Genomic DNA, 14,242 nt, shown 5'->3' with positions numbered 1-14,242 from the left:
TGGGACGTCGCCACCTGGCGACGACGACGTCTCCTCGGCCGGGCCGGATAGCCCGCGACGACCGGCCTCGTGCCACCCCGGCGCCATCGAGACACCGGCGCGGCCGTGGCCCTACCGCCCCGACCATTGGCACTCAACGTGTGCGAGTGCCAATGACCTGTTTAGCACTCTCCCTAGCCGAGTGCAAGCACGATGGCCCCGCTCAGCCGAGTTCCGCGGCCAGCAGGGCGGTGTTCACCGGGCCTTCGTGGGCCCGCTGTTCGGCGTACGTGACCAGCAGCCCGACGAGCTGCGCCAGGTACACCGGGGTGACCAGCACGGCGGCAACCAGTGACACCGCGACCGCTCCCGCCGCCGTACCTGGCGTCGCCATCGGCTGCGTCCCGAACGGGAGCTGGCCAACCGCCTCGATCACCCATCTGACCAGCGAGCCGAGGATGACCGCCGCGGCCACCAGCGCGACCCGCCCCAGCACCATCCCGAAGCGCTGGTGGAACATCCGGAACGCGCGGCCGATCGGCTCGTGCCGTTCGAAGAGGTAGACCGGGCCGAGCAGCGCGACCGCAAAAGCCGCGTAGATCCCGGGCAAAACGCAGAGGCAGGTGCCGACCGAGATCAACAGGGTGGCGACGATGCTCCAGCCCCAGAGACCGAGAGCGCGGCGCAGCCCGTACCGGAGGGCGGCCCCCACACCGGACTGCTCGCCGGCCGCCTGGCGGGCGACCACCCAGGTGCCCGCCGCCCAGCCCGCGCTCTGCAGCGGCCCGAAGATCAGCGCGGCGAGGGCCACCGCGCCGTAGAAGGCAAACACGTCCTGGAAGTAGCCGTCCGGCAGGACCGGTGCGCCGTTCGGGCCGTTGACGGGCTCAGCCGCCGGAACGAGGACGAGCGTGAGGACCGAGATCACCGCCGCCGGGACCGCCTGGGTGAGCAGCATGATCGGCAGCAACTGCCGCCAGCCACGGCGTACCGCTCCGCCGCACCGGGCGAACCAGCCGCCGATCCCCGCGTACGGCGGCGTGACCAGTGGATCGGCGTCCACGCCCGGATGCCAGCCGTAGGGTTGGCCGGGCATCGGCACGCCCAGGTAGCCGGCGGGAACCGAACCACCCGCGGTCGGCCACACCCAGCCCTGCGGCTGCGTGGCCGGATCCCCCGGGTACGCCCCCCAGGGCTGCTCGTGCGGCACACCGTATCCCGGCTGCTCGTGCGGCACACCGTATCCCGGCTGCCCGCCCGGCACACCGTATCCCGGCGGCCCGGGCGGCACCGGCTGGCCCGGCACGACCGGCTGGCCGGGTTGAGCGGGTGCCGGCGGCCAGCCCGGCTCGGCCGGATGACCGGGTTGCGCCGGCCAGCCCGGCTCGCGCTGGGCGGGCACACCCGGATCCGTCGGGGTGGACTGCCCGGGCGCGGCCACGTCGCCGGCATGCGGCGGCATCGGGGCGGGCTCAGCGGCTGGCGACGTCGACCGGGTCGGGTCGGCCGGCGTTCCGGACGAAGCCGGGGGCACCGGCTCGATCGAACCCGACGGCGGCTGGTCGGACATGAACCCTCCTCAGCAACGATGGCTGGAACGGCTCATGATCCTCCCTGGTGTGCGCCCACCCCGCAGCCCCTGCTCGCCGGTGGAGCGGCCGCCGGACGGGTGGCAACGGGATCAGGCGATGAGCCGGACCCCCTCGGCCTGCGGGCCCTTCTGCCCCTGCGCGATCTCGAACTCGACCCGCTGGCCGTCGTCCAGCGCCTTGTAGCCGTCCATCTCGATCGCGGAGAAGTGGACGAAGACGTCCTGCCCGCCGTCGACGGCGATGAAGCCGTAGCCCTTTTCGGAGTTGAACCATTTGACGGTGCCCTGTGCCACGGTGCACTTCCTCACTCTGCGCGGCGTTCCACAATCCGGAGACCGGCAGACCGGCACCGGCGGACCACCGGTTCGGCGATCGTCGACGGCCGCTGAATCGGTGACCGAAATCGCACGCTACACGAGGCGTGACGAGCGCGCACGACCACAAATCGGTCATAATCCGGCAGGATCCACCCCAGGCCGTCGGGAACCCGTCGCTCTCCGGTATGCATGCGGCATGACCAGCGCGCCGACCACCACCGCGACCCGCACCGCGACCATCCGGCGGGTCCGCATCGAGGACGCCGCCCGGATGCGAGCGCTCCGGTTGGAGATGCTCGCCGACTCGCCGCTGGCGTTCCTGGAGACCGTGGCCGAGGCCGCCGCCCGGCCGCACGCCGGCTACGCGGCCCGGATCGCCTCGGTTTCCGAAGGCCCGGAGACGGCCCAGTTCGTGGCCGATCCGGGCGGCCGGCTGGTGGGCCACGCCGGAGGCACGGTCGCCCCGGACGAGCCGGGGCTGACCGTGATCTACGCGGTCTACGTCACGCCGGCCTGGCGCGGCAACGGGCTGCTCGGCGCGCTGATGGACGAGGTGGCCGCCTGGTCCCGCGCCTGCGGCCGGCCGGAACTGGTGCTGGAGGTGGTGGTCGGCAACGACCGCGCCTACCGGGCGTATCAGAAGCTCGGCTTCGTCGACACCGGCGTACGCGTTCCGCACCCCAGGTTCCCCGCCCTCCGCGAACTCCAGATGCGCCGCCCCGCCTGACCCCGCTGACCGAGAACGCAACCCAAGGCAGCACCCCTGAGATCAACACCCCTGGCCGAAGCGGCGCGATCAGGATGCCCCGGACGGGTTTCCGGGCAGGCCGCCTCGCGGAGGGATCAACCCTGACCGCCCGGAGCGAGGTGGCCTGCCCGGAAACCCCAAAGAGCAACTCAGACGTGCCGACGACTCTGCACGATGCGGAACCGGTTGGAAACGTACGCCCCATCGGTCAGCGCCGAATTCGCCGCCGGGTTCGCCCCCGAACCGTGGAAGTCGGAGAACGCCGCCGACTGGTTGACGAAGACCCCGCCGGTGAGGTTGCCGGACAGGTGGACGCCGACGTCGACCGCCGCGGCCTCGGCGGCGTCCAGCACCGCCTCGTCGGTGGAGTAGACCGCCGCGGTCAGCGCGCCCTTCTCCCCGACGGTCGCGCGGAGGATGTCCAGGCTGTGCGCGGTGGAGTTGGTCGCGATGGCGAACGAGATCGGCCCGAACCACTCCCGGGAGTAGGTCGCGGTGTCGCTCGCGTCCAGCTTGACGATGGCCGGCGTACGCACCACCGCGTCGGGGAACGACGGGTGCTCGACGGCCCGCGATTCCAGCACCGGCTCGCCGACCTTGGTGACCTCCTCCAGCCGCTCCAGCACGCCGTCGTTGACGATCGCGCCGGTCAGCTCGACCCCTCGGGCCGGGTCGGCGGTGAGCTTGCCGATCGCCGCGGCGATGCCGACGGCCACCTCGTCGAAGCTCTTGTGCCCCTGGTCGGTCTCGATGCCACCTCGCGGGATCAGCAGGTTCTGCGAGGTGGTGCACATCTGGCCGCTGTAGAGGGTGAGCGTGAAGCCCAGGTTGCGGCACATCCCGGCGAAGTCGTCGGTGGAGTCGATCACCACCGTGTTCAGGCCGGCCTTCTCGGTGTAGACGGCGGCCTGCCGGGCGTTCGCCTCCAGCCAGTCGCCGTACTCGGTGGAGCCGGTGAAGTCGACGATCTTGACGGCCGGGTGCAGCGCCAGGGTCGAGGCGACCTTCTCGCCCGCCGCCTCCGGGGCGAGCTGCACGAGGTTCGGGTCGAAGCCGGCCTCGGCGAGCACCTGGCGGGCGTACTTCACCGTGATGGCGAGCGGCAGCACCGCGCGGGGGTGCGGCTTGACGACCACCGGGTTGCCGGTGGCCAGCGAGGCGAAGAGCCCCGGGTACGAGTTCCAGGTCGGGAAGGTGTTGCAGCCGATCACCAGCGCCACACCACGCGGCACCACGTGGAAGGTCTTGCTCATCCGCAGCGGGTCGCCCTTGCCGGCGGCCTTCTCCCAGCCGGCCGTCCCCGGGTGGCGGGTCATCTCGGCGTACGCGTAGGCGATCGCCTCCAGCGCCCGGTCCAGCGCGTGCGTGCCGCCGGCCTGGAAGGCCATCACGAACGCCTGGCCGCTGGTGAACTGCACCGCGTTGGCCAGCTCGAAGACGTTCCGGTGCAGCCGGTCGAGGATCTCCAGGCAGACGCCCACCCGGGCCTGCGGGCCGGCGTCGCGCCAGGCCGGCAGGGCGGCGGACGCGGCGGCCACGAGCGGGTCGGGGGCGGCGTGCGGGTAGCGCACGTTCAGCTCCACGCCGAACGGGCTGACCTCGGTGGCGACAGTCCCGCCGTCGCCCGGCTGGTCGAGGGGGAAGTCCCGGTTCAGGTACGCCTCGAAGGCCGCCTTGCCGTCCGCGGCGGCGGTCTCGCCGTACACCCGGGGGCTGGGCGACTCGGGATAGGCGGACCAGTATCCCCGCTCGGTGATCGCGGTCAGCGCGCGGTTGAGGGTGTCGGCGTGCCTGTCGTACAGGGGGTGCGGGGTCTCCGTCATGCCCGCCATCATGCAACAGAAAGCCACCAGATCAGTAGAGGCGTGTCACACCTCAAATCGTCAGCTGCCAGTCCGTCGAGCCGGCCGCCGGACGGAAGCCGAGCTGCTCGTTGATCGCGATCATGTGAGCGTTCTCGGCCGCGTTGTACGTGTCGATCGCCCGCAGCTCCGGCTCGTGCGCCAGGGCGTGCTCCAGGTTCTCGATCTTGGTGAGCAGGCCGAGCCGGTGACCACGATGGTCCGGGTCGACGATGGTGATCTGCTGCCAGGCGTGCCAGGTGCTGCTCGCGTCGAGGCTGAGCATGCTCCAGGCGACCAGCCGGCCGGACGCCTCGTGTACCGCGCCGGCGCTGTACCGGCGGACTCCCCGCGCGTCCAGCGCCCGCTCCCGGCCCCGAATCCGGTCGGCGTCCACCTGCTCCTGCTCCCACTGGAGGTCCCCGAGGGGAGCGTCGACCAGCAGCCGGCCCTCCAGGTAGGCGACGTCGGCGACGTACTCCTGCGGGGTGTGGTCACCCCAGCGGACCACGCGGTAGCCGGCGGCGACCGCGCTGGCCTCGGTCAGCAGGGTCGCCAGCCGGGGCCGGTCGAGCACGGTGACGTCGAGCCGGCGGCGGACGTCGGCGAGAGCCGGCCGCGCGCCGACGGCGGCGGCGAAGGCGGCTCCGGGCATCTCCCGGCCCTCCTCCCCGGGCAGCGGGGTGACGGTCGAGGCGATCATCCGCTTGCCGCCGTGCTCCCGCAGCAGCCGCAGGCCATGCTCGTGCAGCGCGCGCCCCACCCCACGCCGCCGGTACGCCGGGTGCACCACCAGCTCGACGCCGGCGTTCTCGGTGTTGTCGAGCGTGTGCAGGTACAGGCGGCTCCAGCCGGCGAGCACCCCGTCGAGCCGGGCCACCGTCCATCGGGTGTCGATGCCCGGCATGGGGTGCTGTAGCGGCGCCTCGAACCGCCGCCGGCACAGCGGCGGGAGGTCCGGCTCGTCCACGGCCTGGGCCGCGACCGCCGCCCGGTATGCCTCGTCGAGTGCGGCCTGGTCGTCCGGGTCGAGCGGGGTGACGGAGATGGCCATGGAGCGATCCTGCGTCCACCTACAGCGAAGGGGCCAGCGGTTTTCCGCCGGCCCCTTCGGACGTTGGTCGGGAGGGACGTCCGCACAACGCCTCCGGCGTTGGGTCAAAAGACCTCAAAGTCTTCGGCGGATGCCCTCCCGCACCGGACATCCTCCGCCGTCCAATTCCTGCCGTCAAGTCCTTGTCGGCGGATTTTCCACACTCACAGCGAAACGTCAGTTACCCCGCGAAACGACCCGATCCCCCGCCCGGGCGATCCGCCCTCCCCCGCACCCTCTAAGTCACTCGTCCACCCAGCCATGATCAACACCAGTTGCGGGCCATCGCGGTGTCAGTACATCGGAACACCCCCACGTACTGCACGCGGAGTGGATCATGGCTGGGCGGGCGGAGAGGCGGGCGGCCGGCCGGGCCGGCCGGGCCGGGCCGGTCGACCGGCGAGCGGGGCGTCAGCCGAGGAGGCCGGCGGCGCGGGCGGCGCGGAGGGAGGGCTTGATGCGGTGGGTGGGGCCGACCTGGGCAGCCACCGCGTCGAGGGTCTTCAGGCCCTCGCCGGTGTTGAAGACGACCGTCTCGGCCGCCGGGTCGAGGCGGCCGGACTCGACCAGCTTGCGCAGCACCGCCACGGTGACACCGCCGGCGGTCTCCGCGAAGACCCCGGTGGTACGGGCGAGCAGCCGGATGCCGTCGCGGATCTCCTCGTCGTCGACGTACTCCATCCAGCCGCCGGTACGGCGGACCGCCTCCAGCGCGTAGAGGCCGGCGGCGGGGTCGCCGATGTTCAGCGACTTGGCGATGCCGGTCGGCTTGACCGGGACGATGGTGTCGCTGCCGTTGTGCAGCGCGGTGGCGATCGGGTTGCAGCCCGCGGACTGGGCGCCGAACACCTTCCAGCCCTCCGCCGGCGCCTCGACCAGGCCGACCTCGACCAGCTCCGAGAACGCCTTGTCGATCTTCGTGAGCAGCTCGCCGCTGGCCATCGGGATGACCACCTGGGCGGGAATCCGCCAGCCGAGCTGCTCGGCCACCTCGTACCCGAGAGTCTTGGAACCCTCGGCGTAGTACGGCCGCACGTTGACGTTGACGAACGCGGTGTCCTCGAACTCGTCGGTCTCCACCAGCTCGCCGCAGAGCCGGTTAACGTCGTCGTACGAGCCGTCGATGGCGACGAGGTCGCCGCCGTAGACGGCGGTGGTCACCACCTTGCCCTGCTCCAGGTCGCTGGGGATGAAGACCACCGAGGGGGCCCCGGCCCGGGCCGCGTGGGCGGCCACCGAGTTGGCCAGGTTGCCGGTGGAGGCGCAGGCGTACCGGGTGAAGCCGAGCGCCCGGGCGGCGGTCAGCGCCACCGAGACCACCCGGTCCTTGAACGAGTGCGTCGGGTTGGCGCTGTCGTCCTTGATCCAGAGCGGGGCGGTGAGGCCCAGCTCGGCGGCGAGGTGCGGGGCGGCGACCAGCGGGGTCAGCCCCGGATTCAGGGTCACCCGGGTGGCCGGGTCCTGGCCGGCGGGGAGCAGGCCCGCGTACCGCCAGAGGTTCTTCGGACCGGCCTCGATCTGCTCGCGGGTGACCGTGGCGAGGGCGGCGGTGTCGTAGTCGACTTCGAGCGGCCCGAAGCACTCGTAGCAGGCGTGCTGGGCCGCGAGCGGGTAGCGCGCGGTACAGGCGCGGCAGACCAGGGCGCGGGCGGGGCTGACGGTGGTGTCGATGCCGGAGGCGGCGGGAAGCGTCGACGTCATGTCGAGGATGTCCTCTCATCTTTCCCCGCATCGCCTCGTGCGGCGGGGACGGAATTGGCACCTGCCTGCGTCGCTCGTCGTCGAGCGCGCGGGTGGTTGCCGGGGCGTCATCGGGCCGTATCCCTCAGCCCCTCTGGATGAGGTATGCAGTTGTGCCACCGAGTCTATGCCCAGGCCGCGCCGCCGCTGCGCCGGGTTCCCACGCAGTGAACGTCAGCTCGTGATGTCCTTGCGGGTGAAGCGCCAGAAGGCGAGCGTCCAGAAGCCGGTGGCGTAGATGATCGCCGAGATGGCGCCGCGTACCAGGTCGTCGGTCTGCACCGGGGTGGAGAGCAGGCCCAGCCAGGCGCTGCTGTAATGGGTGGGCAGCAGCGCGCGCAGCCCGCCCAGCGCGGTGATCTGGTCCAGGATGCTGGACAGGATCCACAGCAGCACCGCCCCGCCGACCGCGCCGAGCGCGGCGTCCGTGGTCACCGAGAGCAGGAACGCCAGGCCGGCCACCACCAACAGGACGACCGCCAGGTAGCCGAGCACCGCGAGCAGGCGGAGCAGTCCCTCGGCCGGGGCCAGATCGGCGGAGACCTGGCTGCGCAGCGGCGACCAGCCGTACCGGAGGGTGCCGGCGAGCAGCGCGGTGCCGGCGAGCAGCAGCAGGGCCAGCCCCGAGTACGCGAGCGCGACCAGCAGCTTCACCGCCAGCAGCCGGGCCCGGGGCACCGGGACGGCCAGCAGGTAGCGCAGGCTGCCCCAGCTCGCCTCGCTGGCCACCGTGTCCCCGCAGAACAGCGCCACCACCACGACCAGCAGGAACGACGACGACACGAAGATCGAGAACAGGGCGAAGTTGAGCCCGCCGGAGACGGCCAGGTCCACCAGGCTGCCGAACTGGTTGTTCCGGTTCCGGTCCGCGTTGCCGGAGTTGAACTGGAACGCGACCAGGATGATCAGCGGCAGCAGCACCATGAACCCCAGCGCGAGCTGGGTACGCCGCCGTGACGCCTGCCGGCGGAACTCGGCCCGGAACGGCAGCGTCGACGACGGCCGGTAGCCCGACGCCGACCCGCCCGGGCCCACCAGGCCCGTCCGGCCGCCGCCCGAACCCACGGATGACGACTGTCCCATCACCGGTCTCCACTCCCCCGAGAGTTCTCGCCGACCAGGGCGAGGAACGCGTCCTCCAGGCGGCGCCGGGGCACCACCCGATCCACCCCGATGCCGGCCCGGACCAGCTCGGCCACCACCTCGCTGCGGGCCGTGCCGTTGGTGTTGACCACCAGCCCGCCGTCCCCGTCGGGCAGCACCCGTACGCCGTGCAGCCGGTCGAGCACGCTCCGCGCCGCGTCCGGGTCGCTCACCTCGAACAACACGCTCGGCGACTCGCCGACGATCTCCTCGACCGGGCCGGAGGCCACGATCCGCCCCTTGTTCACCACCACGGCGTGGGTGCAGGTCTGCTCCACCTCGGCCAGCAGGTGACTGGAGACGAGCACCGCCCGGCCGTCCATGGCGTACCGCTGGAGCACCCGGCGCATCTCGGCGATCTGCGGCGGGTCCAGGCCGTCCGTCGGCTCGTCGAGCACCAGCAGCTCGGGCAGACCCAGCATGGCCTGCGCGATGGCGAGCCGCTGCCGCATGCCGTGGCTGTACTTACGGGTCTTGCGGTGCACCGAGTCGCCCAGCCCGGCGATCTCCAGCGCCTCGTCGAAGTGCGCGTCCGTCCAGGGTCGCCCGGTCGCCCGCCAGTACGCCTTCAGGTTCTCCAGGCCGGACAGGTGCGGCAGGAAGCCCGGCCCCTCCACCAACGCCCCGATCCGGGAGAGCACCGGCGAGCCGGGCACCAGCCGGTGACCGAAGACGTAGATCTCGCCGGCGGTGGGCTGGGTCAGCCCCATCAACACCCGCAGCGTGGTCGTCTTGCCGGCGCCGTTCGGACCGAGCAGGCCGACCACCTGACCGGGGTGCACCTCGAAGTCCACGTTGGAGACGGCCACGAAGCCGTCCGCGTACTCCTTGCGGAGCTGGCGGACGGCGAGCGGGACGTCGGCGTACTCCGGGTGGACCGAGCTGCCCTGGCGGCGGTGCCGGCGGCGAGCGAGCAGGACGACCACGACGAGCCCGACCGCGATCGCGGCGAGCAGGCCGACCAGCGCCCAGCGCCAGATCGTGGCCGTGGTGGGGATCGGCTGGGCGTCGACCGTGGGCAGGGTCAGCGCACCGCCGCCGAGGGCGACGGTGTGCACCACCGGCTCGGCCGGGGTCGCGTACGCCTGGTCGGAGGTGGCCACGACGATCCGCAGCCGGTGCCCGGACTCGATCCGGCGGACGATCGCCGGCAGGGTGACCGTGACCGGCTGGGCGGCGTCGATCGCCGCCGGCAGGCCGGTCAGCCGGACCGGGGCGACCAGGCCGTCGGGGAGGGTGGCCGCGCCGTTCGGATCGACGTCGTAGAGCTTGACGAAGAGCACCGCCTCGCCGGTGGGCGAGGCCGCCCTGATCCGTACGGTGGGCGCACCTACCACGTCGACCGGTCCGGTCAGCGGCGCGGACTCGAACCGGGCGTGCTGGCCGGGGATGTCACCGGCCACCCCGTTCAGCAGCGAACCGATCGCCCCGGCGAACGGCACCGAGGAGATCGCCGCCGGGTTGCCGTTGGGCGGGTTGGCGATCGACCGGACCGGGCCGGTCAGCGTGACCTCGCGGCGGCCCTGCCCGGCCACCCCGGGATAGTCGGTGGTGTGGTAGCCGGTGGCCACCAGACCCCGGTCGAGCGCGTCGAAACCGGCGATCCGGGAGAACGTGAAGGACTCGCCCGGCGCCGAGCCCTCGCCCTTGACGTAGTGGTCGAGCCACTGCGCGGTGAGGAACTTCACCCGGTCGGAGTCGGAGGTGGGGCCGGCGCCGCCGTCATGGCCACCGGTGAACCAGGCGACCCGGACGGGGGTGCCGGCGGCGGCGATGCCGCGCGCGTTGGCGTCCGCCTCGGTGAGCGGGAAGAGGGTGTCCGCCTCACCCTGTACCAGCAGGGCCGGTGCCTTGATCCGGTCGAGCACCCCGGCCGGGGAGGAGCGCCGCAGCAGGTCGACCGCCTTCGCGTCAGCCCGTCCGGTGGTGGCGATCCGCAGGTACGCGGCGCAGACGTCGGCGGCGAACCGGCCGCAGGAGGGGTCGGCGGGCCCCCCGGGCACCCGCCCCGAGATGGTGCCGGGACCGGCGCCGGGCTGAGGGCTGGGCGCGCCGGCCGACGCGGGGTCGCCCTCGGGTTGGCCGGCGGTGGTGCCGGAGACGCCGGCCGGGCCGGAGCCGGCGTTGCCACCGCCGCCGAAGAACAGGCCGGCCCAGCCCTTCTTGAACACGCCCTCGGTGGGCGCCCCGCCGGTGCTCTCCGGCAGGAAGGCTCGGGACAGGTCGTTCCAGGTGATCATCGGCACGATCGCGTCGACCCGGCGGTCCTGCGCGGCCAGCAGCAGGGCCAGGCCGCCGCCGTACGAGCCACCGACCACGCCGACCCGGGGATCGCCGTCGGCGTCGAGGCGGATGTCCGGGCTGGCGGCGAGCCGGTCGATCAGGCGTTGCGCGTCGCGCACCTCGTAGTCCGGGCTGTCCAGGTGAATCTCCCCGCCGCTGCGGCCGAAGCCTCGGGCGGTCCAGGTGAGCACCGCGTACCCGTGGTCGGCCAGGTCCTCCGCGTCGGCGCGGACCGACTCCTTGGTGCCGCCGAAGCCGTGCGCCAGCAGCACCGCCGGCACCCGATGCCGGGCCGAGGCGTCCCGGGGCAGGTAGAGCGTGGTGTCCAGGTCGACGGGCTCGTCGCCGGCCGGTCCGGAGCGGACGGTCACCAGCGCCGACTCGGTGCGGAAGCCAGGTCGCTGTGGCCGGGCTGCCCAGGCCACGGCGGCGGCCACCAGGACGACCGCCACCACCACGGCGATCGCCCGGTGACGGCGGGTGGCCAGGGCACGCCGGATCCGCGTGACGGCGAGCGGTGATCTCATGCCGCACACGCTACGGCGCGAACGCTGAGTGATCCCTGAGATCCGCGGTACGGCGGAGCGGCGGGCCTGGCACCGGCGGCTACTGTCGGGCGGGTGGCGGAACCCGACCTGACCCTGACCGCTAGCCTGCGGCCGGCCGCGCTGGATGCCCGACGCGGCGTCGTCCGCCTGCATCCGAAGGTGCTGGCCGCGCTGGCGCTGCGTCCCGGCGACCCGGTCCGGCTGGCCGGCCGGCGGGTGACCGCCGGCATCGTCGCCCCGGCCGAGCCGGCCGCGAGCACCGCCCTGCTCTACGCCGACGATTTGCTGTTGGGCAACCTCGGCCTGCGGGACGGCGGGCAGGTGCGGGTGAGCCCCCTGCCGGTGGTCCCGGCCCGCACGGTGACCCTGGCCGGCCCGGCCGCGATCGTCGCCGCGGTCTCCCCGGAGATGCTCCGCCTCGCCCTGCTCGGCAAGATGGTCACCGCCGGGGACGATGTCTCGCTGCTGCCGCAGGACGTGCTGCCCGGCGCTGCGGTCCGCGGCCTGGTCGAGGCCGCGCGGCGCAGCCTCGCCAACACCGTCGGGTACGCCTGGACCAGCACACTGCTCACCGTGGTCACCGCCGAGCCGGAGGCCGGCGCGCTGGTCACCATGGACACGGTCGTCGGCTGGGAGCACGGCGCCGCCACCCACGGCCCCGGCGCCGCCGGCCCGTACCCGAACGGCCGCCCGACCGCCGGTGGCCGGCCCCCGGTCAACCGACCGGCGGGAGCCGGGACCGAATGGGCCGCGCCCGCCCCGCCCGAGCCCGAACTCGTCGAGCCGGGGGCGGCACCGGACCTAGATGAGCTGCCGGGGTTGCGGGCCCAGGCCGAGGAGCTGACCGAGCTGCTCGACCTGGGCTTTCACCACCGGGAGGTGCTGGGCCGGCTCGGCACCACCGTCTCGCTGGGCGTCCTGCTCAGCGGGCCGGCCGGGTCAGGCAAGTCGACCCTGGTACGAGCAGTCGCCGCCCGGGTACGCGCCCGGGTGTGCCCGCTATGGGCGCCGGAGCTGGCCGCGCTGGGCAACGACGCGGCGGCCCGCCGCCTGCGCGAGGCGGCCGAGGCGGTACGCGCGGACGGTCCCGCCGTCCTGCTGGTCACCGACGTCGAGGCCGTCGCCCCGGCCGACGAGCCAGGTCCGGTGGCCACGGTGTTCCGCCAGGTGGTCGCCGAGGCGGTCCGGGCCGGGGCGGCCGTGGTCTGCACCACCGGCCGCCCCGAGGCGCTGGACTCGGCCCTGCGGGCGCCGGACCTGCTCGCGCTGCGGATCACCGTCCCGCTGCCCGACCAGGCGTTGCGCCGGGAACAGCTGACCGTGCTCACCCGGCAGATGCCGCTCGCCGAGGACGTCCGGCTGGACGAGGTGGCCGCCCGTACGCCCGGGTTCGTCGCCGCCGACCTGGCCGCGCTGGTCCGCGAGGCCGGCGTACGGGCGGCCCTGCGGCAGAAGGCGACCGAGTCGCCGACGGTGGCGATGACGGACGTCACCGCCGCGCTGGAGGTGGTCCGGCCGACCACGATGGCCGGGTCCACCCTGGAGCTGGCCTCGGTGGCCCTCGACGACGTCGGGGGCCTGCACGAGGTCAAGGAGACGCTGACCGAATCGGTGCTCTGGCCGCTGACCTACCCGGACACCTTCGCCCGGCTGGGCGTGACGCCACCGCGCGGGGTGCTGCTGTACGGGCCGCCCGGCTGCGGCAAGACGTACCTGGTCACCGCGCTGGCCGGTGCCGGGCGGGCGAACGTGCTGTCGGTGAAGGGCGCGGAGCTGCTCTCCAAGTGGGTGGGTGAGAGCGAACGCGCAGTCCGCGAGCTGTTCCGCCGGGCCCGCGAGGCGGCCCCCACACTGATCTTCCTGGACGAGGTGGACGCGCTCGTCCCGGTTCGCGGCCAGGCCACCGACGGAGGTACGACCGACCGGGTGGTGGCCGCCCTGCTCACCGAGCTGGACGGGGTGGAAGCGCTGCGCAACGTGGTGGTGGTCGGCGCGACGAACCGGCCGGACCGGATCGACCCGGCACTGCTCCGTCCCGGCCGCCTGGAACGCCTGGTGTACGTGCCGCCGCCGGACGGTCCGGCCCGGACGGAGATCCTCCGGGCGGCGTCCCGGAACGTCCCGCTCGCCGACGACGTGGACCTGGCCGCGCTCGGCGCGGAGCTGGACGGGTTCTCGGCCGCCGACTGCGCGGCACTGCTCCGCGAGGCGGCGCTCGCCGCGATGCGCGAGTCGCTGACCGCAGCCACGGTCACCGTCGCCCACGTCGAGGCGGCCCGGACCCGCGTCCGCCCCTCCCTCGACCCCGCCCAGCTCGCCGCGCTGGAGGCGTACGCGGAGCGGCAGACGGGCTGAGCCGCTCACCTCAGGAGGTATTTACCGAAAGGGTGGGACGGCGGTGTCAGCAGGCCGGCAGCACCGAATCCAGACAGATCCGCGCGTGCAGCTTCCCACCCTTTTCGCGCAATTCCGCGCCGCATTTCCTCAGCACGGAGACGGCACCCTGGTTGCCCGGCGTTGTCTCGGCCACGACGGTGTTCATGCCGGCCGCCGCGGCGGCCTTCAGCAACTCACGCAGGGCCGCCGCCCCGAGCCCTCGCCCCCGCGCCGAGCGCCCCAGCCACATTCCGGTCTCCACCGTCCCGGGCTCGTCGCAGCGGGCCATCCGGACCATGCCGACCACCTCGCCACCGGAGACGATCGCGTACATCAGGGTGCGGGTGGGGCCGTCCAGGCCGCCGAAGCTGGCCCGGTGGAACTCCCGGAACGCGTCCCGGCGGGCCAGCGACCAACCGGCCGGGGCTTCCACCGGGGGCATGACGTCCTCCGGCTCCGCCTCGGCAGCCGCTACGGAGAGCAACGGCTCCAGGTTGCACTCGTCCACCGGCTCCAGTCGTACGGCACCCGTCACGAGCCGCAGTCTGCCGGCCCTACCGGCCCAAGTCCACCCCTTTGACC

Annotated in this window: 10 protein-coding genes and 1 riboswitch; of the genes, 2 read left to right on the top strand and 8 right to left on the bottom strand. The window is 73.3% G+C overall.

The genetic code is table 11. The annotated features are described in order from the left end of the window. Window positions 1–202: 202 nt before the first annotated feature. Both ACNAW0_RS20280 and ACNAW0_RS20275 read right to left on the bottom strand, forming a co-directional pair. On the bottom strand, window positions 203–1,549 hold the full coding sequence (locus ACNAW0_RS20280; RefSeq protein ID WP_416289505.1) for a hypothetical protein: 1,347 nt from the start codon (window positions 1,547–1,549) through the stop codon (window positions 203–205). A 111-nt stretch (window positions 1,550–1,660) separates the two neighbouring features. Beyond that, window positions 1,661–1,864: a cold-shock protein gene (locus tag ACNAW0_RS20275; protein ID WP_416289504.1), complete on the bottom strand. Its 204-nt coding sequence runs from the start codon at window positions 1,862–1,864 to the stop codon at window positions 1,661–1,663. A gap of 220 nt (window positions 1,865–2,084) precedes the next feature. On the opposite strand from ACNAW0_RS20275, the gene ACNAW0_RS20270 reads away from it, so the two are divergent. Further along, a complete protein-coding gene (locus tag ACNAW0_RS20270; RefSeq protein ID WP_416289503.1) occupies window positions 2,085–2,615 on the top strand; it encodes a GNAT family N-acetyltransferase in 531 nt (176 codons plus the stop codon). 170 nt (window positions 2,616–2,785) lie between these two features. Here the strand turns inward: ACNAW0_RS20270 and paaN are convergent, their stop codons facing one another. From paaN to ACNAW0_RS20245, 5 genes are all read right to left on the bottom strand, one after another. Beyond that, window positions 2,786–4,459 carry a phenylacetic acid degradation protein PaaN gene (paaN, locus tag ACNAW0_RS20265; protein ID WP_416289502.1) on the bottom strand — a complete coding sequence of 558 codons (1,674 nt, stop codon included), beginning with the start codon at window positions 4,457–4,459 and terminating at the stop codon, window positions 2,786–2,788. A gap of 52 nt (window positions 4,460–4,511) precedes the next feature. After that, a complete protein-coding gene (locus ACNAW0_RS20260; RefSeq protein ID WP_416289501.1) occupies window positions 4,512–5,531 on the bottom strand; it encodes a GNAT family N-acetyltransferase in 1,020 nt (339 codons plus the stop codon). Between the two features lie 450 nt (window positions 5,532–5,981). Beyond that, the gene (gene thrC / locus ACNAW0_RS20255) at window positions 5,982–7,271 is read right to left on the bottom strand and encodes a threonine synthase (RefSeq protein ID WP_416289500.1); all 1,290 of its coding nucleotides are present in this window, start codon (window positions 7,269–7,271) and stop codon (window positions 5,982–5,984) included. Between the two features lie 12 nt (window positions 7,272–7,283). Beyond that, window positions 7,284–7,415, bottom strand: a riboswitch (SAM riboswitch). 69 nt (window positions 7,416–7,484) lie between these two features. Beyond that, window positions 7,485–8,393 carry an ABC transporter permease gene (locus ACNAW0_RS20250; RefSeq protein WP_416289499.1) on the bottom strand — a complete coding sequence of 303 codons (909 nt, stop codon included), beginning with the start codon at window positions 8,391–8,393 and terminating at the stop codon, window positions 7,485–7,487. Beyond that, window positions 8,393–11,263, bottom strand: a complete 2,871-nt coding sequence (locus tag ACNAW0_RS20245) for an alpha/beta fold hydrolase (protein ID WP_416289498.1) — start codon at window positions 11,261–11,263, stop codon at window positions 8,393–8,395. Before ACNAW0_RS20245 ends, ACNAW0_RS20250 begins: the two co-directional genes overlap by 1 nt. A 93-nt stretch (window positions 11,264–11,356) precedes the next feature. On the opposite strand from ACNAW0_RS20245, the gene ACNAW0_RS20240 reads away from it, so the two are divergent. Then, window positions 11,357–13,639, top strand: a complete 2,283-nt coding sequence (locus ACNAW0_RS20240; protein WP_416289497.1) for an AAA family ATPase — start codon at window positions 11,357–11,359, stop codon at window positions 13,637–13,639. 46 nt (window positions 13,640–13,685) lie between these two features. On the opposite strand, the gene ACNAW0_RS20235 is transcribed toward ACNAW0_RS20240, so the two are convergent. Then, window positions 13,686–14,195: a GNAT family N-acetyltransferase gene (locus ACNAW0_RS20235; protein ID WP_416289496.1), complete on the bottom strand. Its 510-nt coding sequence runs from the start codon at window positions 14,193–14,195 to the stop codon at window positions 13,686–13,688. Window positions 14,196–14,242 lie beyond the last annotated feature (47 nt).

The organism is Micromonospora sp. SL1-18 (genome assembly GCF_047921505.1).
Lineage (GTDB): Bacteria > Actinomycetota > Actinomycetes > Mycobacteriales > Micromonosporaceae > Micromonospora.
The sequence above is the reverse complement of the archived record's forward strand: the minus strand, read 5'-3'. Positions and strand labels throughout refer to the sequence as shown.

Excerpts from the sequence above, each read along its gene's own strand:
- ACNAW0_RS20280 (WP_416289505.1), bottom strand. The coding sequence starts at position 1,549 with ATGTCCGACCAGCCGCCGTCGGGTTCGATCGAGCCGGTGCCCCCGGCT.
- ACNAW0_RS20260 (WP_416289501.1), bottom strand. The coding sequence starts at position 5,531 with ATGGCCATCTCCGTCACCCCGCTCGACCCGGACGACCAGGCCGCACTC.
- ACNAW0_RS20270 (WP_416289503.1), top strand. The coding sequence starts at position 2,085 with ATGACCAGCGCGCCGACCACCACCGCGACCCGCACCGCGACCATCCGG.
- thrC (WP_416289500.1), bottom strand. The coding sequence starts at position 7,271 with ATGACGTCGACGCTTCCCGCCGCCTCCGGCATCGACACCACCGTCAGC.
- ACNAW0_RS20245 (WP_416289498.1), bottom strand. The coding sequence starts at position 11,263 with ATGAGATCACCGCTCGCCGTCACGCGGATCCGGCGTGCCCTGGCCACC.
- ACNAW0_RS20250 (WP_416289499.1), bottom strand. The coding sequence starts at position 8,393 with ATGGGACAGTCGTCATCCGTGGGTTCGGGCGGCGGCCGGACGGGCCTG.
- paaN (WP_416289502.1), bottom strand. The coding sequence starts at position 4,459 with ATGACGGAGACCCCGCACCCCCTGTACGACAGGCACGCCGACACCCTC.